This window comes from Acinetobacter sp. MYb191 (assembly GCF_037572605.1).
In the GTDB taxonomy this organism is placed as follows: Bacteria; Pseudomonadota; Gammaproteobacteria; order Pseudomonadales; family Moraxellaceae; genus Acinetobacter; species Acinetobacter johnsonii.
The window spans coordinates 195334-219372 of sequence record NZ_JBBGZP010000021.1; the positions used below are offsets into that span (position 1 = coordinate 195334).

At 40.2% G+C, this 24039-nt stretch carries 35 protein-coding genes and 1 pseudogene; 10 read left to right on the forward strand and 26 right to left on the reverse strand.

The window, feature by feature from the left end:
• Position 1: 1 nt before the first annotated feature.
• From WH214_RS14610 to WH214_RS14725, 24 genes are all read right to left on the reverse strand, one after another.
• Positions 2-970 carry a hypothetical protein gene (locus WH214_RS14610; RefSeq protein WP_339422645.1) on the reverse strand — a complete coding sequence of 323 codons (969 nt, stop codon included), beginning with the start codon at positions 968-970 and terminating at the stop codon, positions 2-4.
• Between the two features lie 222 nt (positions 971-1192).
• Complete coding sequence (locus WH214_RS14615; RefSeq protein ID WP_339422644.1) at positions 1193-2398, reverse strand: phage head morphogenesis protein; 1206 nt, start codon at positions 2396-2398, stop codon at positions 1193-1195.
• Between the two features lie 47 nt (positions 2399-2445).
• Positions 2446-3024: a hypothetical protein gene (locus tag WH214_RS14620; protein WP_339422643.1), complete on the reverse strand. Its 579-nt coding sequence runs from the start codon at positions 3022-3024 to the stop codon at positions 2446-2448.
• Between the two features lie 67 nt (positions 3025-3091).
• Positions 3092-4558, reverse strand: a complete 1467-nt coding sequence (locus tag WH214_RS14625; protein WP_339422642.1) for a phage portal protein family protein — start codon at positions 4556-4558, stop codon at positions 3092-3094.
• 12 nt (positions 4559-4570) lie between these two features.
• Complete coding sequence (locus tag WH214_RS14630) at positions 4571-6247, reverse strand: terminase (RefSeq protein WP_062034627.1); 1677 nt, start codon at positions 6245-6247, stop codon at positions 4571-4573.
• Complete coding sequence (locus WH214_RS14635) at positions 6244-6750, reverse strand: DUF2280 domain-containing protein (RefSeq protein ID WP_339422641.1); 507 nt, start codon at positions 6748-6750, stop codon at positions 6244-6246. The genes WH214_RS14630 and WH214_RS14635 overlap by 4 nt, the downstream gene beginning before the upstream one ends.
• A gap of 46 nt (positions 6751-6796) precedes the next feature.
• Positions 6797-7426 (reverse strand): putative metallopeptidase, encoded by a 630-nt coding sequence (locus WH214_RS14640; protein ID WP_339422640.1) that lies wholly within the window; start codon positions 7424-7426, stop codon positions 6797-6799.
• Between the two features lie 46 nt (positions 7427-7472).
• Positions 7473-7751, reverse strand: a complete 279-nt coding sequence (locus tag WH214_RS14645; RefSeq protein WP_086165641.1) for a hypothetical protein — start codon at positions 7749-7751, stop codon at positions 7473-7475.
• A gap of 400 nt (positions 7752-8151) precedes the next feature.
• Positions 8152-8532, reverse strand: a complete 381-nt coding sequence (locus WH214_RS14650; protein ID WP_339422639.1) for a hypothetical protein — start codon at positions 8530-8532, stop codon at positions 8152-8154.
• Positions 8533-8542: 10 nt separating this feature from the next.
• Entirely contained in the window at positions 8543-8908 is a 366-nt protein-coding gene (locus tag WH214_RS14655) for a hypothetical protein (protein ID WP_339422638.1), read from the reverse strand.
• Positions 8909-9511: 603 nt separating this feature from the next.
• Positions 9512-9736 carry a hypothetical protein gene (locus WH214_RS14660; RefSeq protein WP_339422637.1) on the reverse strand — a complete coding sequence of 75 codons (225 nt, stop codon included), beginning with the start codon at positions 9734-9736 and terminating at the stop codon, positions 9512-9514.
• Between the two features lie 45 nt (positions 9737-9781).
• Complete coding sequence (locus tag WH214_RS14665; RefSeq protein WP_339422636.1) at positions 9782-10135, reverse strand: hypothetical protein; 354 nt, start codon at positions 10133-10135, stop codon at positions 9782-9784.
• Positions 10136-10300: 165 nt separating this feature from the next.
• Entirely contained in the window at positions 10301-10543 is a 243-nt protein-coding gene (locus WH214_RS14670; RefSeq protein WP_339422635.1) for a hypothetical protein, read from the reverse strand.
• 120 nt (positions 10544-10663) lie between these two features.
• Entirely contained in the window at positions 10664-10837 is a 174-nt protein-coding gene (locus WH214_RS14675; RefSeq protein ID WP_339422634.1) for a hypothetical protein, read from the reverse strand.
• A 123-nt stretch (positions 10838-10960) separates the two neighbouring features.
• Complete coding sequence (locus tag WH214_RS14680) at positions 10961-11650, reverse strand: hypothetical protein (protein WP_339422633.1); 690 nt, start codon at positions 11648-11650, stop codon at positions 10961-10963.
• A gap of 4 nt (positions 11651-11654) precedes the next feature.
• Positions 11655-12089: a DUF559 domain-containing protein gene (locus WH214_RS14685; RefSeq protein ID WP_339422632.1), complete on the reverse strand. Its 435-nt coding sequence runs from the start codon at positions 12087-12089 to the stop codon at positions 11655-11657.
• Positions 12052-12240 carry a hypothetical protein gene (locus WH214_RS14690; RefSeq protein WP_339422631.1) on the reverse strand — a complete coding sequence of 63 codons (189 nt, stop codon included), beginning with the start codon at positions 12238-12240 and terminating at the stop codon, positions 12052-12054. The genes WH214_RS14685 and WH214_RS14690 overlap by 38 nt, the downstream gene beginning before the upstream one ends.
• The gene (locus WH214_RS14695; RefSeq protein ID WP_339422630.1) at positions 12237-12452 is read right to left on the reverse strand and encodes a hypothetical protein; all 216 of its coding nucleotides are present in this window, start codon (positions 12450-12452) and stop codon (positions 12237-12239) included. The genes WH214_RS14690 and WH214_RS14695 overlap by 4 nt, the downstream gene beginning before the upstream one ends.
• Entirely contained in the window at positions 12449-12715 is a 267-nt protein-coding gene (locus tag WH214_RS14700; RefSeq protein WP_339422629.1) for a winged helix-turn-helix domain-containing protein, read from the reverse strand. The genes WH214_RS14695 and WH214_RS14700 overlap by 4 nt, the downstream gene beginning before the upstream one ends.
• On the reverse strand, positions 12712-13809 hold the full coding sequence (locus WH214_RS14705) for a replication protein (RefSeq protein WP_339422990.1): 1098 nt from the start codon (positions 13807-13809) through the stop codon (positions 12712-12714). The genes WH214_RS14700 and WH214_RS14705 overlap by 4 nt, the downstream gene beginning before the upstream one ends.
• A 26-nt stretch (positions 13810-13835) precedes the next feature.
• Positions 13836-14144, reverse strand: coding sequence for a hypothetical protein (locus WH214_RS14710; protein WP_339422628.1), 309 nt, complete (start codon positions 14142-14144; stop codon positions 13836-13838).
• The gene (locus WH214_RS14715) at positions 14141-14431 is read right to left on the reverse strand and encodes a hypothetical protein (protein ID WP_339422627.1); all 291 of its coding nucleotides are present in this window, start codon (positions 14429-14431) and stop codon (positions 14141-14143) included. The genes WH214_RS14710 and WH214_RS14715 overlap by 4 nt, the downstream gene beginning before the upstream one ends.
• A 62-nt stretch (positions 14432-14493) precedes the next feature.
• Positions 14494-14850: a hypothetical protein gene (locus WH214_RS14720; RefSeq protein WP_291375061.1), complete on the reverse strand. Its 357-nt coding sequence runs from the start codon at positions 14848-14850 to the stop codon at positions 14494-14496.
• 9 nt (positions 14851-14859) lie between these two features.
• Complete coding sequence (locus WH214_RS14725) at positions 14860-15063, reverse strand: helix-turn-helix domain-containing protein (RefSeq protein WP_291375059.1); 204 nt, start codon at positions 15061-15063, stop codon at positions 14860-14862.
• A 108-nt stretch (positions 15064-15171) separates the two neighbouring features.
• Between WH214_RS14725 and WH214_RS14730 the strand changes: the two genes are divergently transcribed.
• The 10 genes from WH214_RS14730 (at position 15172) to WH214_RS14775 (ending at position 20685) form a co-directional block, all read left to right on the forward strand.
• Entirely contained in the window at positions 15172-15837 is a 666-nt protein-coding gene (locus WH214_RS14730) for a S24 family peptidase (protein ID WP_291375057.1), read from the forward strand.
• A gap of 204 nt (positions 15838-16041) precedes the next feature.
• Positions 16042-16470 (forward strand): hypothetical protein, encoded by a 429-nt coding sequence (locus WH214_RS14735; protein WP_339422626.1) that lies wholly within the window; start codon positions 16042-16044, stop codon positions 16468-16470.
• Positions 16470-16784, forward strand: coding sequence for a hypothetical protein (locus tag WH214_RS14740; RefSeq protein ID WP_339422625.1), 315 nt, complete (start codon positions 16470-16472; stop codon positions 16782-16784). Before WH214_RS14735 ends, WH214_RS14740 begins: the two co-directional genes overlap by 1 nt.
• Before the next feature lie 12 nt (positions 16785-16796).
• The gene (locus WH214_RS14745) at positions 16797-17870 is read left to right on the forward strand and encodes an ATP-binding protein (RefSeq protein WP_339422624.1); all 1074 of its coding nucleotides are present in this window, start codon (positions 16797-16799) and stop codon (positions 17868-17870) included.
• On the forward strand, positions 17867-19039 hold the full coding sequence (locus WH214_RS14750) for a hypothetical protein (protein WP_339422623.1): 1173 nt from the start codon (positions 17867-17869) through the stop codon (positions 19037-19039). Before WH214_RS14745 ends, WH214_RS14750 begins: the two co-directional genes overlap by 4 nt.
• 130 nt (positions 19040-19169) lie before the next feature.
• A complete protein-coding gene (locus WH214_RS14755; protein WP_168159682.1) occupies positions 19170-19412 on the forward strand; it encodes a hypothetical protein in 243 nt (80 codons plus the stop codon).
• The gene (locus WH214_RS14760; protein ID WP_148826331.1) at positions 19409-19651 is read left to right on the forward strand and encodes a hypothetical protein; all 243 of its coding nucleotides are present in this window, start codon (positions 19409-19411) and stop codon (positions 19649-19651) included. The genes WH214_RS14755 and WH214_RS14760 overlap by 4 nt, the downstream gene beginning before the upstream one ends.
• 3 nt (positions 19652-19654) lie before the next feature.
• Complete coding sequence (locus WH214_RS14765) at positions 19655-20254, forward strand: HNH endonuclease signature motif containing protein (protein WP_339422622.1); 600 nt, start codon at positions 19655-19657, stop codon at positions 20252-20254.
• The gene (locus tag WH214_RS14770; protein WP_339422621.1) at positions 20254-20460 is read left to right on the forward strand and encodes a hypothetical protein; all 207 of its coding nucleotides are present in this window, start codon (positions 20254-20256) and stop codon (positions 20458-20460) included. Before WH214_RS14765 ends, WH214_RS14770 begins: the two co-directional genes overlap by 1 nt.
• Positions 20461-20685, forward strand: coding sequence for a hypothetical protein (locus WH214_RS14775; protein WP_339422620.1), 225 nt, complete (start codon positions 20461-20463; stop codon positions 20683-20685).
• Positions 20686-20813: 128 nt separating this feature from the next.
• On the opposite strand, the pseudogene WH214_RS14780 reads toward WH214_RS14775, so the two are convergent.
• Positions 20814-21266 (reverse strand): annotated as a pseudogene (locus WH214_RS14780) (SOS response-associated peptidase family protein); the annotation flags it as partial.
• A 260-nt stretch (positions 21267-21526) separates the two neighbouring features.
• Positions 21527-23689 carry a malate synthase G gene (locus tag WH214_RS14785; protein WP_339422619.1) on the reverse strand — a complete coding sequence of 721 codons (2163 nt, stop codon included), beginning with the start codon at positions 23687-23689 and terminating at the stop codon, positions 21527-21529.
• Positions 23690-24039 lie beyond the last annotated feature (350 nt).

A 24039-nucleotide genomic window follows, 5' to 3' on the forward strand; every position in this document is an offset into this window, starting at 1 on the left:
ATTATTTCCCCTTTTGTTCTGCGAATGCTTGAGCACCAGCTGTGAATTTGTGTTTATCACCAGCGCCTTGATTGCCACCTTGCCCTTGCCCACCCTGACCACCTGTGGCTTGGTGAGTAAACAAATGCTGAAAATGTGATGGAATTTGTTGCTGCTGTTGTTGACCAGCTGGTGGCTGATTACCTGCTGAGAATTGACGAAGTTGTTTAGCTGAAAATGCAAATGCAGAGTCATCTAGCATTTTCATTTCCGTAATATCTTCTGCACTAAATTCCTTACCAAGATCTTTACCTAAAGCGGTAATTTCTGCTTCACGCTTTGCTGCAGCAAACTGCTTGTTTTGGGTTTCAAGCTCAGAGTTTTTAGTCTCCAGCTCTTTGATACGGGCTTGCGCCTTTTCTAATTCGGTCACGTCTGTGTCCTCTGGTTGGGTTTGTGGTTTACCTGAGAAGGCTTCGATAGTGGTTTGAGTATCCGCACCCACCCCACAAATAGTGATTTCATGAACACGCACATTTCGAAAGACATGCAGTGGTCCTGTAAATGTTTGACCATTTACGTTTACTGTTTTACCTGGTGCAATTTCCTCAATACTCTCGGGATCTGCCCACCATGACATTTGAAATGGATACTCTTCATCAATGTCTTGAACAATCTCCGTTGCTCGCGGATTACTTAGAAAATGACCTTTAGCCTTAAAACCGCCATTAACATCATATGAAGTAGCAACCCCAACACGAGTACCACCAAAATGATCTTCAACTAACCCCGTTTTAGGCTTAAGTTTCAGACCCTCTAAGTCAATTACCACACCTGTACGCCCCCAGTACCAGTGGTTATCAATCAAACCACCGCTATAGACTTCAGCATCAAAATTTCGTCGCTTTTTAGCGTCATCGTTATTCACGCTGATAGGGGTACTTATCGCGGTAAATTGATGTTTAAGGTATTCTTTATTTTCCTCTGGCATTTTCATGCTCCATAAAAAAACCGCCCATTGGGCGGCTTCAGTTAATTTCTACTCATGGTTTCTTTGGTGGTCGAGATAAAGCGCAGCACATAGCGCGAACAAGATTATTCACTCTTGATGGGCTACCAATCACAACTACTCTTTTCCCGCAGCCGCATGGCGAATAACCATTACCATTTCGACCATTCAAACCACGTCGACACGATTCACATTTTTCAGTCATTAATTCACCAATGCTTTAACTGTGTAAATCATCTTGCCATTCAGCATTTCAATCGAAACCACTTCAAACGACAAACCAATTGGCATCAATACACCATGACCAGCATTCAATTCGTTTAGATCAATGCCTAGACCTTTCGCATTCTCAATTTGCAACACCACATCGGAAGCATTCTCGGCTAACAGTAATGGCGAATTAAATTGAATCGTTTGCCCAACCTCATAAGCCACTACATGCTGCAAGGTCACACCGCCTGTCACGATTGCAGCTGAGTTACTCGCCACGGCGTTTAAGGCTTGCATGTCCTGTCTGAGCCACTGTTTTAAAACATCGTCCGCTTTCAAGCTCACAGATGCATTTAGGTAGTTCGTGATTGCTGCATCATTTCCCTGCACGTAATCCAAGAATGTCTTAATCGCACTCGGCCTAATGGATGGATCTAAAGGAATAACCGTATTGGCCACCGTGTTGAATAGATCCCTCGATTTATCATCCATCGGGGCTAAAAGACTGGTGAGCTTTTTAGAAGCAGCCCATTCGGCTTTAATTACCTCTTTCTGCTCCAGTAGATATTCCTTATCAAGTAATGACTTGGAAATCTTCTGATCCACCAATGCCTCAAATTCTCCAAATTGCAAAGGATGTGAGCTCCAATCCAAAGCTTCGGCAACCTCTGGCAACTTATCATCAGGGGTAATGCCGTATTTAAGCGCCTGTTTCTCTGTGAAGGCAATCACAGTACAACGACAGCGAAAACCCAATGGAGGGTAATGCGTTAGCCAAAAAGGGTGATCAATCGGTAAAACAATTCGATTCAATGCTAAATGTGCAGGACGCACACGTGAGTCATTGATAGCCGAATACATCAGATACTGACGTTTATCTTTATTCCGTTGCTGTTGCTGCCAACGTCCATGACCATATGCACTTTGGATATTGGTCCGAAATACATTGTCTAAGTAGTGCTTAGGTAAAATGATTTCAGATTCAGCTATGAGCTTTTGAAAATCGTTGAAGGTGCCACCTGATGCTAAGGTTTTGTTAAGTGACTTAATCACCGACTCAGCTTGCTCAAGACTCGACAAAAAGCTAACCGTAGTCGCCATCTGCCGTGTCTTAAGATCCATTGAGTAGAACTCATCAGGCAGCACCACTTTCTTACTATGCGCATACTTGAGCGCTTCAAGAAACGTGACTGGTTGCATATCTCCCATCCATAAAAAAGCAGCTTATTAAAGCTGCTGAATTCAATCTATTTAACCAATCTTTTTAGATCCACAAGCGTCAGATGTAGCGTAACAATAAAGAAAATAAGGCCCACTATGACTAGGGTTAAAAGAATATATACAATTCCAACGATTGACTGACTAATATAAAAATTAGTTGAGAAATAGTTGATCATTGAATTACTTGCTATAAAGAAATACAAACTCGCAAAAATTAAAAGACAGATTGTAGCTTTTAAATTGCGACTTTCCTTCTTATACGCAACTGGATCAATTTCCAACTTAACCAAGTCTAAATTTTGATCATAAGTCTTAATAAGCGCATCATCCCAAAAAGCTACCAACGGAGCAATTACATCAAAATTATTAAAATCTGGATGTTTGCTGTAATAATCAACTAGTGCAAAATTGACTAGCATACTACCTGTAAGTTTCTGAGCCGCTGAGTTTTTGAATGCTTTCTTCTGATTAATGGGAATCTCAGTGTTTCCATCTATTTCAGAAATTTCCTTGAAGTAAGCTTTACGTCTTTCGGCTCTTTCTTCAACTTTTTTGAATTTGTCTTTTCTATTTAGATAGAGCTCCAGTAATTTTAAAAAGTCCATCATCCCCCCTTTATAATATTAACTAAATTTATAGCAATATTATAGACTTATTAAAAATATGGATAGACTACTTCTCATTACTAGCTAAAACATAACCCAACACATCACCTGCATACAAAGCCTGATCTAAATTCGCTTTAAATTGAGCCTTAGATGCCAGTGGGATGAGTTGCATTAAATTGCTTGCTAGATCTTGTGGATCCGTCGATTCAGCCACCAGTTGCTTAATCTGATCTTGATTCAATAGCTCAAGATCCTCTTGGGCATCTGTCAGTTCATCCACCTCTTGCTGCTCAGGTGACTGCTTTTGCACTGACGCCTTAAAGCTGAATGCTTGATGAGGTAGTGCTGAGAATTTGGTGGTAGGGAGTGAATCACCGGTATTCATCTTGAAATGCTCAGCCTTAATGCCGTATGTCTCAATCACATACTGGTCATTAAATTCAACACCTAATGTTTTTAGCTTAATATCACGATCAACCACAGCGACCTTAAGATCCTGCTCACCGCCCAGGACAATTGTGTGCTTCTCAAAGTTATTCAGCAGACAGAGTGCATCAATAAGCTCTTGAATCGTAGGTGTGATCATGCGTAGGTCTGAATTACGCTTATCTAAGCGAACATCGTTATGCACTTCACCCAAAGCTCGACTTCCAACCCCATCAGTCCCACTTGTGAGCGTTTGGCCTAAGACCACCTTTTGAATACGGCGGGTTAATACATTATCAAAGGCTTCAAATGCTGTGCTGCCACCATTAGAAGAACTTCCACCTATAGTTTCTACCGAATCCTCTGCGCCAATAGACATAACTGATTGTGCATGAGCATTCAGTAAAGCCGCAGTCATCGCATCAATATCATCCTGTTTACGATCTTTACCCCCAACTTTCCCTAATAAGATTGGTGTGCCAAAGCGTTCTAAAAACTTGACCCAAAACTTTGTTGTATTGGTACGGAAGAACCATAGCCAATAAAGCTTCGACAGTAATGGATCACCATAAGGCTGTTTGAATGTAGGTTTACGGCGTGTCAAAAAGAACTTGAGTGGATATTTGGCATTCACATCAACTTCGGTAGCATTTTGTCGGTAGATTAAGCGTCCATCATTCTTAGGTTCAAACCATTCTAGAGGCTTAACTACAATCTCATTTAAGGTAAATTTACTGTCACTGGTAAGCGCATAGTTAGCCTCCATAACCGAATAACCGTAAGGGCAAGCTTCCCATGCACCTGAGATGATCTCAGCATGCCAACGAGTGAATAAATCCTTTAGAAAAACCGTTTGCTCCCCATGATCTTCAACAAATCGCCACGGCGCATTGAGAACTGCATCAAGACGCGTCTCCATGGCCTGTGAAATCTCATCATCCACCATAAGGACTGATAATCGTTGCCGGGTTAGCCCAGCCTGACGAAGTACTTCGTCAATATCGGCTTTACGACCCAAAGTGAATGCAAGGTTCTCAACAGCAACCTCTGTCATCAGGCCGGCTGATTTAGGCTTTGTTTTCTTACTTTCTGACTTCTTTGCCATCTTAAAAACCTTTTAGAAACTTCGTGAACCTCCACCTCCTGGTCTTAATCGTGCAGGTGGTTTGATATCACTAAAACAGATCATGACGCTATCAGCCCGGTTCGGTGACAAGGCACCATCAGGTTGCTTATTTACAAGGATTTTGCCAGCACCGTTTTTACTGTAGGTCGGCTGTGATAACTCACGCTTAAGTTGCTCTAGTTCGCGCTTATCCAAATCTTCAGTCGATAGCGAGATAAGTGCATCAGGATCGTATTGCATGCCCTGTAGTGCTCTGTACGTGTTCTGGAAGCGCATGCGCAAACTCCACCACATTTGAGCTTTTAGATTTGCGAAGAAATCGATATTCTTCCTAGCTTCTACCATCTCAAGTTCTGGGTTATGTACTGCACCCGAGCCCCTGAACGGATCTGCTTGAATCTCATCAATTCCCTTAGCACTGTTCTGCTCATTAATGACTCGGGCATCACCGCGCACACCAGCTCCCAAGCCATCTGCATCGTAAAAGAACAAATTCAGTTTTTGCTCCAGGCAGATATCGATCGCCTTTTGGGTTGTTCCAAAGATGTCATCGCCAATGCCTGACCATGTATCCAAATACTGCAGAACAATGCCGTGACGTGAGGCAAAGGAGTTTTTATCCTTACCCTCATCCGCCACATCAAGTGCACCATTACGCTCACCTGATGGCTGAATCTCGAGTTTTATATGCGAATCTATAGCAGCCTCAACCCATGCTGATGGAATCAATACACCTTCAACTGAAGCGGCGTAATCAATATCAACCTCTTGAGCTAAGACAATGTCGTCAAGCGTCGCAATTTGCTTTTCATACCACGGATGAATCTGCTTCCCATGGAGTGAGACAGTCCAGTTTTTATCTGGGTTGTCCCGCCACGCCATCGTAAACACGGCGTAACGTCCGCTGAATCGATCTTGATGAAACTTGTCCCCGATACCGTTTGGAGTTGATCCCTTGATATGAACGTTGGTGTTCTGCGATATAGCTGCATCTACAGCTTCTTGACGCTCTACGAATGCCCATTCATCAAGAAAGTACATTGTGGTACGTCCACCACGGCCAATGTTGTCTCCAGCCTCACCTGTAACGGTCGCACCATTATCAGGATTGATAATACGCATGTAGTTGTCGTGGACCTTTTCGACAAAACTTTTCGGCTTCATCCAATCAGGAAGTTTTGAGAACATATCTCGGAACTTATGCAGCAGCGTTTTAGGGTCACCCTTTTTATCAACTAGATCCTCTTTACGACTACCCACACCACCAGCAAAGCCCTCTACAAATAGCCATCGGTGCAGATAAAACCCCAGCACAACATAGCTCATACCTTCATCACGACTCTTCTCAATTAAGCCATGGGTTTGAGTGCTTTCACGTTCAAGTAACCAGTCGACCAATTCAACTTGACCAGGGCGAAGTACAAACGGAATATTTGCCGGTAATCCAAAAGGCATCCCCCTTGGATCGTAGGTCCACACCCAATGATTAAACCAATGTGCTGGATCATTCTTACACTTATATATCTCAGCCTGAATGCTGAGCTCGCTTTGCTCTATTACTGCTCGGTAATAGTAGCGTCTGGTCATCTCAGCAATGACTTCAGGCAAACGTGTGTTAATCGTCCACTCTTTGATGAGGGGCGCTATTTCTTCAATTGCGTAACTCATAATTTGCCATTAATTGCTAAGCGAGATAGCTCTTGTGCTGACATCCCAGCAAGCTGCTCAGGAGTATACATAGGGGGTTGAGTTTGTTCATTCTCAGTTTTTATAGGTCCACCATCAGCTCCAGTAATTTCTTTACGATTTGTATAGAGCCCACCCACTTCTTTTGCAGCTTGCTCTAATAAATCAGGAACAATCACGGCGTTGTCTTTGTAGCGGTCATGATCGATAAAGTTTTGGAGCCGCCTTAAGCGATAGGCAATATTTGCAATTGGAATTGAATTCACGTTCTTATTCATATCCTCTCGTATTCGATAAAATTCCTTTTTGAATTCTTCGCTTAAATCCTGCCCAGTCTTTTTGGTTGGGTCGTATGCTTCACACTGTTGCTTCGTTACCGTAATGCCAAATTCTTCTTGGACGCACTTAGCTGTTTCAGTGGGTGTCTCATAGGTTGCTAATGACCGAACTATATAGAGTTTCACCCGTTTATTAAGTCTTGCCATTTATCTAAATCCGTCCAAGTACGTCCAAGTAAAATGGCAAAAAAATTTAAGCCAATTTTAAAAGACAGGTACCACAAGCATGTGCAATTTTAGCTTTTCCAATTGTTGGTCCATCGTTAGCAAGGTCTACCATCTTCTGTACATCATCTGATGCACCATAGCGTTGAACCACACCATGAAACTCTTCGACATCGTGTGGTCTTAAATAGTATTTATATTCACCCGTTGAAGGGCTAATTAAGTAATTCCCGTCTTCATCCCGCTTAGCACCCAAGTGGTATAACTCGTGCTCGATCAATGCGCAAAATTCTATATCACTTGCCTGTGAGGCAAACTTTGCATCAATGGTGATAATAAAGTCAGGCACACAGCCGAACCAATCAATCATTTGTTTTTCTTGTCGCAGTTTTCGCCATCCACCCGCCATTGGTGCGAACTTCTCAGTTTGCCCCAATACAACCCTGTCAGCTTTGATGAATGCTGAAGACGCCCAAAGAACTTTAAATAAGGTACTAGACCACGGCGATATATGTACATGGTCTGGATTATAGAGCTTTCCATAACTGGAAATGAAAGTATCGATAATCCACTCTTCAAGCTCTTTTGCAGGCTCAAAATCAACATTATCTAAAGGGTCAATATTTAGAAATTGTTCTGGTGGTTGTGGTCTTTTCATAAATTGCACCCATTAAAAAACCACCCGAAGGTGGTCTATGTAAAACTTAATTAGCATTTTTTTCAATATATCGGGTTAGGCCTTTTTCTAATTCCTCAACCTCTGTCCCGTCAATCTTACCGTTATAGTAAATTAGATAACGTACGTCATCGCGATCAATATGATGCAAATAGAATATTTCCTTCTCTACCTCACCTGTGACTTGATTCAATTTAGTTCTTGTAAAATTTAAAGGACTTAAATCAGCGTCCTTTGGTTTTTCTTCAAAGACTAATTGGAATTGACCATTACTTTCTTTAAATGCCTCAAGAATTATAGCTTCCACAGACCCACCCTACGCCTAGCGATTTTCTAAAGTATTAATTATGAAATTCATACTTTGGGATTAATCCATACTATTCAAGAGTTCTGTGGAATAAATCAGATATATAGGGTCTGCTGTGAATTCTTAATCCGCTCTTTCAAGAGAATCATGATGCTGTCTATTACCAGCATCTCAATGCGGGTTATCAGAAGGTCAGCTCGGTTCGATCGATGTAGATGTCGGTTGCACAGTAAGCATGGAAATTCATCTGAGCATTAGGTTTATCTGAACGGTGTGTTTCTAGCCAAAGGTAGAAAAGGTCGCATGCCTGCCGTTCAGTTGCACACTATTACGATTGAGGAATACATCTCTAAAATTCTAAAGAAATGGGGATATGACCTCTAAAGAAAAGCCCGCGAAATCAGCGGGCTTGTTGTTTGTCTCTAATCTCTTGAATGCGTGACTGGTAGGTTTTAATGAAATCAAAAAAGCCAATCATGTCTTTAGCTGTAAGTGCCCCAACGCAATTACCAAGCTGCAAAACTTGCACAAATGTATATGTGGTTTTGCTTCGAATATCAACATAGGATTTCTTTTTCAGACCAGCCTGTTGCCAGTCTTTAATTTCGTAATATTGCGCTTTTATATACTCTGATTTTTCATCGTACTGACTTGTAATTGAGCTCATTGAAACACCAATTTCTATCTGCGTCTTTCCAAGCTGTACTACATATCGTTCTTTTCCATCATTACTATTTTTATCATAAGCTACGTAAATCTTGTAAACATCACCAGCCGCCACACTTCATTCCTTACGTGTTTGGTCTAAAAATGCCATCAGCGCCTGCGCTCATGTGAACCGTTGGAGTTTCGTCAAAGTCCTCAAAGTCGCTTAGCGCCGCTAATTCGTCTTCGATCATTTGCCCCATCTTCTCACGGAAAAGACTCAAGTCGGTCATGTCTTGCTCGTACTTTTTCGCCTCAACGATCTTATGCACCGCAGGGTCAAAAGCAGACAGTGGTGACATCATACGCCTTGGCGCAGATAAGGTATCGCCAATGCTTTCCCACAAATTCTTACGCCTACCAAAAGTCGATGCCCTTCTTGCGAGCCCCACTGTTTTATGCTGCGTTACAGCCGCTTTAATAGCGTCCACTTGGGTTTGATAAATTATCACGTGCGGAGTTTCGAGGATGGTGTATTTCCATTCGTCTTTGCTGAATGTAATTCTCGAATTAGTAACGGCTCGTTCGTCGACACAAACGGCATCACCGTCATTGTCGTGCGTCGCTTGGCTACCTCGTTTGCCGACGTGTTGGTCAGACGCTATAAAGCTCATTAATCCTGCTTTCATAGTTCTCAAAATTATGCTTTAACAAGTAATGATCGCATTATAGCAGAATTTTTATACTTTAAAGTATTGTTCGATAAGCAGCCTCAGTCGTTGCCTAGCGTCAGTCCTAGACAGTCGTCAAAAAAGAGGTTGGCTTACCACTGTGACCGCCAGTGGCAGCGGCTACTCACTCACTTAAAAACCACTGGATAGGCACAGTATTTTTAGTCTTCAGCTTTCGTATTCAATTTTCATGCGGGGCATCACTCCCAATTCTGATTCTTACTTTCCTGCATATCCTATCCATGCTCGATGAACTACATGGGTTGTACCCGCTTTCGTAGGGCTTATACGTGCTTACTCAGACAGTCTTTAGCTAACCAGTAAGCTTTAGTGTGTAGGCATGGCTTTTTTACAGATAATAAAAACCACCCGAAGGTGGTCTAATTAATCTTTCCAATCTTTAGACATATACCAAGTTTTAAGTCCAGCTTCATCTTTTTCATATTCAAAAAAAGCTTTTTTACCGCCAATATTTACATTTGCGCTACATTCGCCCTTATTTTCAGATATGTTCTTAGTGAATTTTTCGCCTTTTGAAATTTCATCGGCATAAACTTTTTGTATAGCTTCCTCAAGAGAATTTTCCAAATAATCAGGGATATTAGACATTTTTAAATCCTAAAAGTTAACAATCAAATATTAAAAATACCATTTTTACGCAAAATAAGTATTTAGAAATTGGATTAGATATGAACCATATCCCCATAATATTGTTCCAAAAATCATAAAATATATTCCATACACTTCATCTTTCTCAATTTCCTCCACTTTTGTCCGTTTTACATCATCATTATCACTTGATGCGAAAACTCCCCCTGTTCCAGTTCCTAAAATGTATTTACTAGTAATATTTAGAGGTATTTTTTTTCCGTTTGACATTTGATATAAATGAAATATAGCGGAAAGCTTGATACTCAATAGCAAACCGGAAACTGTAAACAAAGTTCCAGACGCACTAAAAAAGTTTTCAACTTTGAAAAACAACTCAATCCAAAGAGAAAAAAACATAAAACTTATGCAAAATATCAATGCCCTAATACGAATAAAAAAAATAAGATTCATGATTAATATTAAAAATTTTTTTAGCATACATCCAACTTTTCACTCACGCACATCAAAGAACTGTTAACTTCGATTTATAATTTTATTAAACTTATTTTTTATTAATAATATTTAATCTAAATTTCTCAAAACAGCATACTCTCCAGCATCATTAAGGCGTTTGATTTCCCCAATTAATGCATTTAATGTTTCCACAATAAACCCATCGACACTTTCAATATGGTAATAAAAATAGCCATTTTCAAAAATTTTGAATTTTCTAGATGGAAGTTCATGCGCGCTATTCATTAAAAAGCTATTAATTTCATCATACGCTTTTGAAGAGCATGATATTACGATAGTGTATTTAGACATATTATCTAACCAATATTTGATATATCAATCTTTTAACATGACTCATCGAACGAAACCTATCTTTTAATTCTCTTGATAGAAAAAAGCCCATCAAATGATGAGCTTTTTGAACAAACTAAATCAAAGTTGCTGAATTTCTGATTTTAGAAAATCATACCCTTTACTTGCGATAGCGCTAGCCACTACATTAGCTAACGATTGGTCTTGATTTAGCTCATTCTGAATACTTTCATATACATTATCCACTGCGAGATTAAGACTGTATTTGATAATATTTTCAAAAAATTGTTCCATATGAAATTCCTTTTAAATGGTGATTTAAACAAATGCACATCCTGTGCAAATTACACTTGGTCTCGGATAAACCGTAATACGACCAGTGTAGAAAAATATACCCTCTTTTTTGTACCTATGCAATTATAAATCGTACTCTTCCGCGACTTTATAGAAATACCCCCTTAAGTGGGTATCAAGGTCTATACGCCAATCACCAAGTCTTTCCAATGCAAACTTCTCATATTTATCGTATATTTTTAAATAATTTTTGCGGGAAATCCCTAAATTAGAGAGTTTGTGTCGTTCAGATTGATTATACGAGTTCTCTTTTTTGCCTTCGCATTTACTACACTCAATATGTTTTAACTCCGAATTTATGTAAACAGAACCTTTCCCATTACACTTAGTGCAAACTCCACGCTTGAATAGGAATTGTATTAATGCAGAGCGCGCTACACCTTTTGCAACCTCTTTTGTCGAAATTTGCTTTGTCTTAAAACCATCCTCTCTAAACTTCAATCGGATCTCACTTGTTAACAAGTTGTGTAATAAAGCGAAGTGACGGTCCATAGGTGCAATTGATCTTACCAATGCCCACAATATTGCATATTGCTCAGTAGACATATCTTGCATCATTAAAGCAGCACTATTGACCTTGCTTCCGCACACAGATGGCCCGCCTACTCCATCTTTAAATCCATCCATTGTTTTCTGCGCTAAATCCAATAGTGTGAAATCTACTCTTGATGTACTAGGCGTATACAATAAGCGCTGTAAATCATGGATTATATTTAGATCCCTGTGTTTCTCAAGGTTTGCTGTTGCTGTCATGCTCCTACCCTACCATCTTCTCTATTTGCTCAATCGCTTTGCCGCTTTTCACTTGCTCAGTACTAAACCGTACTACCTGATAACCCATCATTGTTGCTGCGTTGTATTTATCTAAGTCCCCTAAATAACCCTTACCCCTTGTATGCCTACCATTACTCCAGATCCCGCCCTCCACCTCAATTAATATCTTTCTGACCTTTAAGTGGAAATCAGCTCTCCATTTTCGTACAGGATGAAACTTAAACTCCTGCTCAAACTCAATCTTTAAAGCTCTCATTGCAGTGGCCAATATCACCTCACCCTCACTCTGCACCTTTTCACCTTTAACTTTTGGGCGCTTAGATCCTCTTTTGGCCTTATTCGCACCGATCATCTTTTTGTATTCAGCAATGGAGTAGCTGCTACTCACTGGCACCTCGGAGGGCTTTATCCAAGTCATATGCCCACAGAGCTGTAGCATTAGTGGCAGCTGCCATTTTTGATGTAATCTTTAATGCTGAATCAATCCGCTTTTGCAACTCATCAATTATGACTTGTTGTTCCACCTGAACCTCCCACGACCATTTCCCAACTTCTTCGAATTCGCTCATACACCACCCGCAATACTTACTTTTTTAAACGCCATATCTAATGAGTAATATCGAACGCCTCGCTCATCCGCTGCTGTTACAATCGTTTCTTTAGACCGTTTACCAATACGTATTGAAATAACCTTCAAATCACCTTTAGGATTCCAGTTTGCTTGCTTTTTAGCTTCAGCCTCGTCATAAGGAACAACCAAATCACCAACTTTTAATTTCATCCCTTTACCTCAAACAACTGCTTTGCCTTATCCGTTAAAAAGAATCGTGATTCATCAGTAAAACCTGCATCTTTTCGTTTGATATACCCGGCTTGCTCTAAACCCTTCAGGTATCTCTGTGCTGTTCTTAAACTGAGATTGTTTAAGGCTGTTTTACGAAGCTCAGATACCGTTGCTATCGGGGTTGTTTCAATTGTTTTGAGCGCATGAATCACACGCTCAAATATTGCAATCTGATTCACTGGAGTACTTGATGTTTTCATGCTGTAGTCCCCATAAGCGTTCCAGTAAACCCAACTTGCTTGAGGTATGGCTCCCATTTCTTCGCCTGTGTTGGGTTCATCAACTTGATTTTTATTCGTGATGCCAATTGTTCGTATGAGTCACCCGGAGCGCTGTGCTTGCTGGCGAACTCAGGTAGGTGTGCAAGTTTCTGAGCGAACGCTGAGATTTGTTTGTCAGTGAGCTGCTTCGGTTCACGTTTGGTATTCGTAGAGCCACTTGCTGTAGATCCATCCACCATCGTTTTTGCAGCAGCTTGTTTTTCGTATTTGAAATACGCACGAATCAACCAATCAGCAAACAGGTAGGTCAAGAATTGCGGATTATGATTTTTGCCTTCATTGAAATTTTCAAATGCTGAAAGCTCTCGAGTAAACCAAGTCGCATCTGTGATTTTCTCAACAGGAATTGAATCATTTGCCAAAGCAATTTCATCTTTCAAAGTTTTTAAAACAAACCAGCTCTCTTTTTTATTTTGATAGTGTTTTTTGATAGTGTTAGTTTGTGGGTTAAAATTCTTTACCACTTGCGGTAAAAATTCTTTACCACCTGTGGTTAAAATATTTGACCACTTGGTGTTTAAGGTGGTTAAAAATATTGACCACATTGGGAATTTATCCACAGTAGTAAGGTGGTTAAAATTTTTAACCAGTACAGATTTCTGATTACCAAGATTTAAATAAAATTCGCCTGCATTTTGAGCTGTATTTTCTCCATATCCGAAGTGGTAAAAATTTTTAACCACCTCTTTTTTGAACAAAATTAAAGTCTTCACTAGTACTTTTTTAGATGGGAATTTAATGATATTCCCGATGTCATAGTTATCGACTGGCGAAAATACATTTCCATATTTTGATTGGTGGTGCTTCTTGATCAGCCCTACTTCTTCAAGCTCAGTTAAGCACTTAATGACTGTAGGACGACTTTTCCTAGATAGGCTTTCCAGCTGGCGTAAAGAAAGTGCATCACTCTCCTTCGTCCAACCACGAGTTTTACGGATAATCAGGAGATAGATCTTCACAGATGCATCGCTGATCTTATTCATTGCTTCATCCACAAACGCATTAGCGACCATGAATGAGTTCGGTATAAATTTATTACTCACTCTTCACCCGCCTCTTCAATGGATTTAATGAAACGCCCAAACATAAAAATCTGTCCTGCTCGATGCAAGCTTGAAATGATTTCACCTGCATACCAAGCCGATACACGATGTTCATTGATCAGCATTTCCATAAACTCGTCTCGCGTTACGGCAGCATTCTTTTCATCGCCTTTGATCTTGCGTAGGTTTGCTCTACGGATCTCCAGCAATCCATCCAATGTGCGAAGCGCTGGCTCGTACCATGATTGAAGTTCCATGGCCTGCTTATGCTCAGGCTTCTTTTGAATGGCCTTGTTAGTAATCATGGAACCTCCGCTAAAGCTTGTTCAGCTTTGGTGAGACGGCGTTTTAATTTCAGCTCCAATGTTGTTGCATGACGGACCTCTGTTGGATCTACAACAACAACGATCACACCATTCGTTGTAACACCAATACCACCCAGTGAGGTTGTGTACTCAACGGAAAGTAAATGAGCCGTATCAAAAGTACGATTCACTAGAGTCACTGGAGCGATTAGCACCACCGTATCCCCTTGTAAGAAATCGTTATTTACATTGTCTTGGATTGCTTGTTGTGCTAAATTTGTTCTCATATTCATTGGTTCCGATAATTAATGAATCACAACCACTTTCTGTTCGTGCAGGAAGTGGTTTTTTAATATCCGAGTTCTGATAATCGTTGCGATAAATCGCTGTGTTGATAATCATTAATGTCAGAAGCTCGAGCCATTGATAGGCGTGCTAGAAAGAAAATGGATTCAACGAATTGACGGTCATAACACTCATAGTTTTCTGGAATTACTTTCAGTCCAAGTACATCCAATAGAGCGCAAGCATTTTCAATCTCACTCAACCCATTGCTTTTCTTGTCATTTTTCATTCTTGACAATGTGCTTGCATCAATCCCTAGATTTTCAGCAATCTCACCATTATTTTTTGATGCAAGGCCTTGCATTACTAAAGCTCTGGTATTTCTAGCTCTTGCAGATAGTTCAGACGATACTTTGCTCATTAGTGGTCCTTAATGGGTAGTTGGTGGTTTTTTACGACTCATAGGCGTTTGGGTCTCAACATTTAAAAAACGCTGATAACCATCTGGCACCCCATTGCTACGCCATAAAGAAACTGTTCCTTTTGTGCAGCCCAGCAACCCTGCCAACTCAGTATCAGATTTGCATCCATATCGGGTTCGTAGGTCATCAACTGTGAATTGATAAACACCCATAATATTAAACCTTATCTCATTAATGTTTAATGTATTAAACAATAAAGTTTAAGACTCTGTCAAACGAAATGTTTAATATTCTAAACATCAACAACAGGGACAAAAGTCATGATCGAATCTGTAGCGGATCGAATAGATAAGCGCATGAAAGAGCTTAAAATTAAGCAGGTAGATCTAATAAATAAGAAAGTAGCAAGTAAGGGAACTATTTCCCTGTGGTTGTCAGGCGGATCAATCCCAAGTGGTGATCGTCTTGTAAAGTTATCTAATGAATTAAAAGTTGATGCGGCTTGGATCCTGACAGGTCAGGGCGACATTAATAGTCGCTTTGATAATAATGTTGAATTAAACCAAGTTGTAACAGTGACTTACGCACCTGTAATATCGTGGGTACAAGCTGGGAGCTTTACCGACATGGATTCAATAAACAACTTAGCAGAATGTGAAAAATTACCTCTAGTACCTGGCGCAGGAAAGAAAAGCTTTTATTTGGAGGTGCGTGGTTTGAGTAATGCGCCTTACTTTGAGGAAGGTGAGAAAATTTGCATTGATCCAGATTATCAACTGGAAGACATACAGACTGGGGAAATGGTGGTTGTTAAATGTAATAACACTGCAACTTTTAAAGCACTCATATCAGAGCCAGATGGTTATTATTTAAAACCCCTTAATCCTAGCTGGGCAGAACAAGTAATACCCTTAAATGAAGACTGTATTTTGGTTGGAAAGTATGTTGGCTCGTTCAAGCCAGCAAGAAAATTTAGTCTGTCTTAATTTCATATTTATTCTGACCCGCTTAGGCGGGTTTTTTTATTGCTGGTTTTATACACCAAACAATAAAAAGAACTTTTTGTTTAATTTATCAAACTTTATTATTGACATGAAAGTTTAATTGTTTAAACTAAATCTCGTAAACAACAAAAAAGCCCAGCTACTTTAGACGGGAACTGGGCTTTTGCAAACTTTGCGAGATCAATTATGAACAAAACCTTATCCCCTTTCAAGACCATCAAGATAACTCTTGGTGTAGCTGCTGTAACAATGGGCGTGCTGAGCTGCGGCTTTAAAACTGCACCGCAAGCAGCACAACCTATTGTTGCCAACGTAGCCCCTTCTGAATATCAACTCCTTGCATTACGCATGACTGGAGATAACCACGGCGAAGCGATTATTCGTTTAGATGGTTTCCGCGTTACTGCACGTTTTGAAGTTGAAGCATTTCAAGACAGCTACGGCGTACCGGGTAGTGAATTTACCTCTGTTGATGTAACTAACCTTGATGAAGTAACTGTCTCTGATGCCTTAGGCAATCCATACAACGACTTCACAAATCACATCGACCATCAGAACTTCAATGCCCTCATCAAAGGCTATATCGAAAAACATCGTTTAGTGGAGGCAGGCTAATGACTACTTCTACTCAAAATAGTTTCTCTAAGCGTCTTGATGACGATGCTCAAGGCAATACACGTTTAAGCCTTGGGACTAAGCACCCTGTCGTTTATGTGGCAAAAGGAAAAGACATTTTCAAGGAAACAGCAAACGGTCTTGTAAAAGTCACTCTTGAAGAGCAAGTGGCTAAACCTTGGATCCGTGAAAACTTTGAACGTGAACGAGCTTTCCAACAAAGAAAAACCATGGCTATTCGCCTTCAAAAGTCACTTACACGTTCTTATCCAAAATCATATAAACGAGCTAAAGGCTCACTGTTCTGGGCATAAGGGGCTTTAATCATGACTGTATTTTTTAAGAAAGCTCAACGTAAAAATGCAAAATTACGTCTTGCTATAGCTGGTCCTACAGGATCTGGAAAAACCATGGGTGCTCTGCTTATTGCCAAAGGTATTGGTGGGCGTATTGCTGTTGCAGATACAGAAAATAGTAGTGCTGAACTCTATGATGATGTTGTTCTGTTTGAACATGCAAACTTGCAACCTCCCTACACTCCTGAAAAATTCATAGGTGCGATTAAAGCCGCAGAAGACGCAGGTTTTGACACACTTATCTTAGATAGCATCACTCATGAATGGTCTGGTGTCGGTGGTTGTCTTGAGATTGTAGATAAGCTTGCTGGCACTACGTTCAGAGGAAATAGCTGGGGTGCATGGAGTGAAGTGACACCTCGCCACCGTAAGTTTATCGATGCAATGCTGCAGTCTAGTATCAATATTATCGTGACGCTGCGCTCGAAAATGGAAACCGTTCAAGTTACAGATGGCAAAGGCAAGAAGAAAGTTGAAAAGGTTGGGATGAAGGCTGAACAACGTGACGGTATTGAATATGAGTTCACAACAGTCTTGGACATTACACACGACAACTTCGCTATAAAAACCAAAGACCGTACGCGTATTTTTGAAGAACCGCGCATCCTAAGTGAAAACGATGGAATCCAGCTTAAGCAATGGCTTCTATCAGGTTCTGCTGATTCTTGTATTGATGGTAACCAATACCTAGAGCTTGAAGAGTTAATGAAGAATGCGGGTGTTGATATTGAGAAATTCTGCACAAAACGTGGCTTAAACAGTTTGCATGATGTTCAACAGCAAAAGTTTGATGAAACCTGTAAATCACTCAACGAGATGATTAAACGGAATGCTGAGGCACAGCAAGCAAATGAAGAACAGTTTCAGCAGGAACAAGATGCCTTGCTGGAACAAGATTACCAACAAGCATTAGCTGTGATTCAAAAGGCACAAAGTGTTAATGAGCTTCAATACCCAGCTGATTTTTTCAAAGGGACAAAATACGAACAACAAATTCTAAATTCTTGCCAAGCAAAGTCAGATATGGAGGGATGGACAGCATGAACATTTTAAATGGTACTGAAGCTTTTGAAGCAATGATGGCTGGGCGAAATATCATGTGCCGTATAGCTGGTGAGTTCATTGAGTTTGATGATTTGGACCAGTTCCCTGCCACTGTTTTTGCTAAACCGGGTTATGAGTTTTGCATCAAGATCGACACTATCGAAGTTGCAGGCATTGCTTTTACAAAACCTTTGACTATTGATGAGTATCAAGAAGGCCAAGATGTATTTGTCATCAATACATACTCTCCATCTATTTATGTAGTTAATTTTAAAACTGCTGCGCTTGTTCAATCCATTAACAGTGGCTTTGTCCAGCGTGATGCTGAGAATGCCGAACTTCAATTAAAAGCTCTATCTAAATCGCTTGGACGAGATATTGATAGTACTCCAAGTATAGTCCGCCTTGGTGAAGAGCCAAAGAAACAACGCGCTCCTCGTAAAAAGAGAGAGGATCCAATAGAACAAGTTGAACCGGCTCAAGTTTCAAGTGAAAAGCTGGGTGATGTTTCCAGTGATGAAATTGAAACAGATCCAGTGAAAATTGTTGAGTCATTCACCACTCAAATCAATGAATGTGTAAAAGTTGAATCTGTTTTATCACTACGCTACTCATTCTCTGCAAACGGCTATCTTGAACGAGAACATGTTCAGCATTTATTTGAACTGGTAGAAGCTAAGTTGATTGAGTTAGATCCAGAGCAATATACGCCAAAAGCGGAAACTGAAGACCTAACTATAGATGCACTCAAAAAGTTACAGCAGGATGCGGAAGATCAAATTAAAGGTGTTAATGAACAAGTACAAGCAGATGAAAATCATATAACACTTTTGAACGACTTGCTTGAACGTGCCTCGAATTCCCAAACACCGGCGGAAGCAAATGCACTTATTAAATACACCAGTGAATGGACTGAAGAACAACGTAAGCCGCTGCTTAATGCTATTCACAATCGCTTGAAGGATCTCAGTGCATTCACAACCACTGAAACACAACCACCTTCATTGATGGCGCAAATCCAAAATGCCAAAGATTTAAATGAGTTGGAGTGTTTGGAGGTCGAAGTATTCAATCGCCATCCTGATATCCAGCCCAAGTTAATGGACTTTGTAAAGCGACGTCGCTTTGAGTTGAAAAATGGGGCTGGTCCAGTGGGAGCACCTCTATGAGATACACCTACTCTTCTATCACCCGTGTGCTGTTAATTCAGCACAACGGGCGGGTAAGAACCTACAGAAACATCAACCTCTTTGGGATTGAGGACTGTATTCAAAACTTTGTTAATACGTGGGGGTATAGATGATCTTCAGAATTAAAAACAAGCATGCCCTTGCCTTCATGATTTGGCTTGAATTACTGGGCTACGTAAAGAAAGTTCTGGCTGATGGCAGCTGCACGTTCTCAGGCAAAGGAACAAAGAAATCGTTGAGCTATGTGTTTGTAAAGAATGATTTAACAGGTAATGCAGCATGTCAGTCACTGTATGAAGAATACGTGAATTACCAAGAGTCTAATTATATCGAAATGAAGGTGGCGGGATGAACAATACACCAATGGATCTTAATGCTGTTCTATTTGCTCAGCTCGATCGCCTAAGTAATCCTAATCTAAAAGGTGGGGAGCTTGAGGCTGAAATTCAAAAGGCAGAAGCCATTGAGAAAATCAGTGAGCAGGTCATCAAGAACAATAATATGCGTTTAAACGCTGCAAAATTGGTTGCTGAATATCGTGGGCTTAAGAATGCCGATTCAGTAGAAATTCCACAAAACTTAATTGGGTGATTTATGGCTAAAGGTAGCGCTATCCATTACAGCCAAGAGCAACTGGACTTTATTAAAGCCAACTGCACATTAAGCCGCAAAGATCTCACTGAAAAGGTTAATGGTGTATTTGGAAGTGAATTTTCTGTTGATCAGATTAAATCCCTGTGCACCAGGAACAAATGGAAATCTGGACGAACTGGTTGTTTTGAAAAAGGCTCAAAACCATGGAATACAGGCACCAAAGGTGTCTGCAAACCAAACTCAGGAAACTTTAAAAAAGGCCAAATATCCTGGAATAAAAAACCTGTTGGTTACGAGCGGATCTGTTCTAAAGATGGATATGTTCTGGTCAAAACAGCTGAGCCGAATGTCTTTGAGTTGAAACACCGGGTAATTTGGGAAAAAGAAAATGGCCCCGTTCCCATGAACCAAGTATTGGCATTTAAAAATCAGGATAAAACAGATTGCCGATTAGAAAACTTAATTCTTATGAGTAGAACCGACATGGTTCGATACAACCAGAGTTATCAAAAATTGGCTAATCCTGAAAATAATGAGTCTTGTTTGTTAATGGCCAAAGTCAAAAACATGAAGCATCAGCTTCTCAGGAAGGTGTCTTGATGGATCTCCAACACATCGCCCAGGACCTCGCTGAAGAATTTGCACCACTCGTCATAGGCCAGTCAGTTACTACAAAAACATTCACGGCGGAGCAAGCCTCTGCCCTTTATCACATCCTTGTGGGTTTTGGGTATAAGGATGAATGCACAGGCTTAGACACCAAATTGCCGTTTGAGCTAATTGATATTAAGAAGGAGGTATCTTAAATGGGAGTTGCAATTGATTTAACAAATACAGAGCGACGAGTTTCCACAGCTGAATTTGCCTTGAGAATGAATATTTCAGAAAAGGAGCTATACGCAAGAATTAACGATGGCCGTATTAGATCGCCGATGAAAGATGGTCGAAAGAACTATTGGCTGAACAGTTATGTTTTGGAACGTATTGTGAATCCAGATGATGATGATAATATTGCATTGCTGAATGCATAAAAGTGTCGTAACTTACAGGTCGCATCTAGCGACCTTTTTTTACAATAAAAATAAATGTGAGTAATATTGTGAGTAACGTTTTAATAATAAAAATATAATATTATTATTTTCAATAACTTAATGCATTAATGTTGAATAGCATCCATTGTAAGTATGGTGGCTGAACGTAATACCTCGCCTGCTATACGACAGATTTCATAAAGTGCAGCAACAAAAATAACCTGCCCATCCTGTCGTCTGACACCCCATCTCTGCGGCTTTTGTTCTATATATTTTGACTCATAAAATTCAAAAACTGGGATCACCCCAAACTGATATTTGGAAGTGGCCTCAATAAAACTGGCCTTTTGCAGAAGTGTCTCACTTCGAGCATTATAGGTTTTCGTTGCAATACTCTTATCTTCTGCCCATTTTGGTATTAAGCCAAAATGTACCTTTCGCCACTCAAAACCTATATTTGATTTGAACAATAAAGGCAGCTCATAACCAGGATAGACTTCTTCGACATAATCAAACGGAATTTCAGGTAGACCAAACTGTTGTACTTGAGCAAGGGTTAGAGGTTTAAAATTAGCGCACATGGATTTTCATCCAACTTGATGATTAACAATAGTATGAAGAGCTTTATATAGTGAATTGTATAAGGCTTTTATCCGCAGCGTCTAGTTGAGATACTGATTTAGCCATACGCTTAAAACCATTCATAGTCTTGAGCAAGTCCAATCTATAGATCACTATTACCCAAAATTAAATTTGTCTTATTCATTTCCTATATAAACGCAGTACGACTTATTTCAGCCAATAAAAAAAGCCTCCGAAGAGGCTTTTTTAGCTTTACAGATTAGTCACCTGTATAACCTTTTAACTTCAAACGTGCAGCATGCAGAAGTGGCTCTGTATAACCTGATGGCTGCTCACCACCTTTAAACACAAGGTCATAAGCTGCTTTGTATGCATAACCATCGAAGCTTGGCGCCATAGGGGTGTAAAGCGGATCGTTTGCGTTTTGCTCATCTACGATTTTCGCCATACGCTGCATCACTTCTTCAACTTGCGCCGCAGATACGATGCCGTGACGCAACCAGTTTGCAACGTGTTGAGATGAAATACGTAAAGTTGCACGGTCTTCCATTAAACCAACGTTGTTGATGTCTGGAACTTTCGAACAACCTACACCCAAGTCAACCCAACGCACAACATAACCCAAGATCCCTTGAAGGTTATTTTCAAGCTCTTTGGTTTTCTCTTCTTCAGTCCAGTTGGTATCTGTCGCTAAAGGTGGTGTTAACAAATCATCTAAAGATAAAGGCTCTGTATTCAATAATTCTTTTTGACGCTCAGACACGTTGCACTGGTGGTAGTGAATCGCGTGAATAACAGCACCTGATGGAGATGGAACCCATGCACAGCTTGCGCCCGCTTCTGGATGTTCGATCTTGGTTTTATACATGTCTAAAAGCATATCTGGTTTTGGCCACATGCCTTTACCAATTTGTGCTTTACCACGTAAGCCGGCTTGAAGACCAATCATCACGTTACGGTTTTCATATGCTGGGAACCAAATTTGTGATTTCACCTCGCCCTTACGAACGAATGGACCTGCTTCCATAAAGGTATGGATTTCATCACCTGTACGGTCCATGAAACCCGTATTAATGAAGATGGTACGGTCTTTCGCTTGAGCAATACAGTTTTTCAAGTTTACAGAAGTACGACGCTCTTCATCCATGATACCGATTTTTAAAGTTTTTGTAGGCAAGCCAAGCGCTTGTTCTGAACGCTCAAACAGCTCAACCGCAAAAGCAACTTCTTCAGGGCCATGCATTTTAGGTTTTACGATGTACATTGAACCTTTACGAGAGTTCTTGTTTTCGTTTTCACCTTTAATGTCTGCAAAAGACAAAAGCGGAGTGATTAATGCATCCATGATACCTTCGTAGATTTCAGCACCATCTACAAGAATCGCAGGGTTGGTCATGAGATGACCCACGTTACGAAGAAGCATCAATGAACGGCCATGAAGTTTCGTTTCACCACCGATCAAGTTTTTGTGTGTACGGTCTTTATTCAAAGTACGCGTAACAGTTTTACCATTTTTCTCGATAGACTCTGAAAGCGTACCTTTCATCAAACCTAACCAGTTACGGTAGCCTTCAACTTTCTCTTCTGCATCTACAGCAGCGATCGAGTCTTCTAAGTCTTGAATTGTGGTTAAAGCAGACTCAAGTACTAAATCTTTAACGCCAGCCGCATCTGTTTTACCAATTGGGCTGTTTGCATCAACTTCAATCACAACGTGTAAGCCGTTGTTTAAAAGTACGATTTCTGTTGGTGCAGCTTCCTCACCATTGAAACCAACAAATTGTGCTTCTTTAACCAAAGTCGATGTTGAACCGTCTTTTAACGTCACAACTAACTTTTTGCTTTCAACTGCATATTTTGTCGCATCAGCATGCGAACCATTCGCTAATGGGAAGGTTTCATTTAAAAAGTTTTTAGCAAATGCAATAACTTTGTCGCCACGTACAGGGTTATAGCCTTTACCTTTTTCCGCGCCACCGTCTTCAGGGATCACATCAAAACCGTAAAGTGCGTCGTATAAAGAGCCCCAACGTGCGTTTGCAGCATTTAAGCAGTAACGTGCATTACGCACAGGTACCACCAATTGCGCACCAGCCAATAATGCGATTTCTTCATCTACATTTTCTGTGCTGATTTGGAAATCTTCTACTTCTGGTACTAAGTAGCCAATTTCAGTAAGGAAAGCTTTGTAAGCTCCAAGTTCAAATTTGTTGTTGCGGTGCCATTCATCGATCTTCGCTTGAATGTCGTCACGCTTAGCCAATAGTGCTTTGTTCTTTGGGCTAAGATCGACAACGACTTGTTCAAAGTTTTTCCAGTAAGTTTCACTGTCCAAACCTGAACCTGGAAGTGCTTCATTTTCGATGAAATCGTAAAGTTCTTTAGCAATCGCTAACTTGCCTTTTTGAATACGTGCAGTCATTGTCTTTCCTGATATTGCTACTTTTTATACAAGAGATTCTAGTATACCGATTTAAACTTGGCTGAATAGTAATATCACAGTGCGAAATAGTGATCATTTTTTATTTAATAAAGTATACAAACTACCAAATAAAATACTGCTCAAGGCACAAGCATTATCAATTTACAAAATGCTCTTTAGTAGTTTATTAAGTTTTTGAAATGCCGAAATTAGACTTAAGTGCAGTTTTGTATATTTTTTACACTTAAAACCAATATTCTCCCTATTTTCAATCCTGATTAAGCCATGATTATTCAAAAAAGTCGATAAATTAATCGATGAAAATGCACATAAAAAAAGCACCCTTTTGG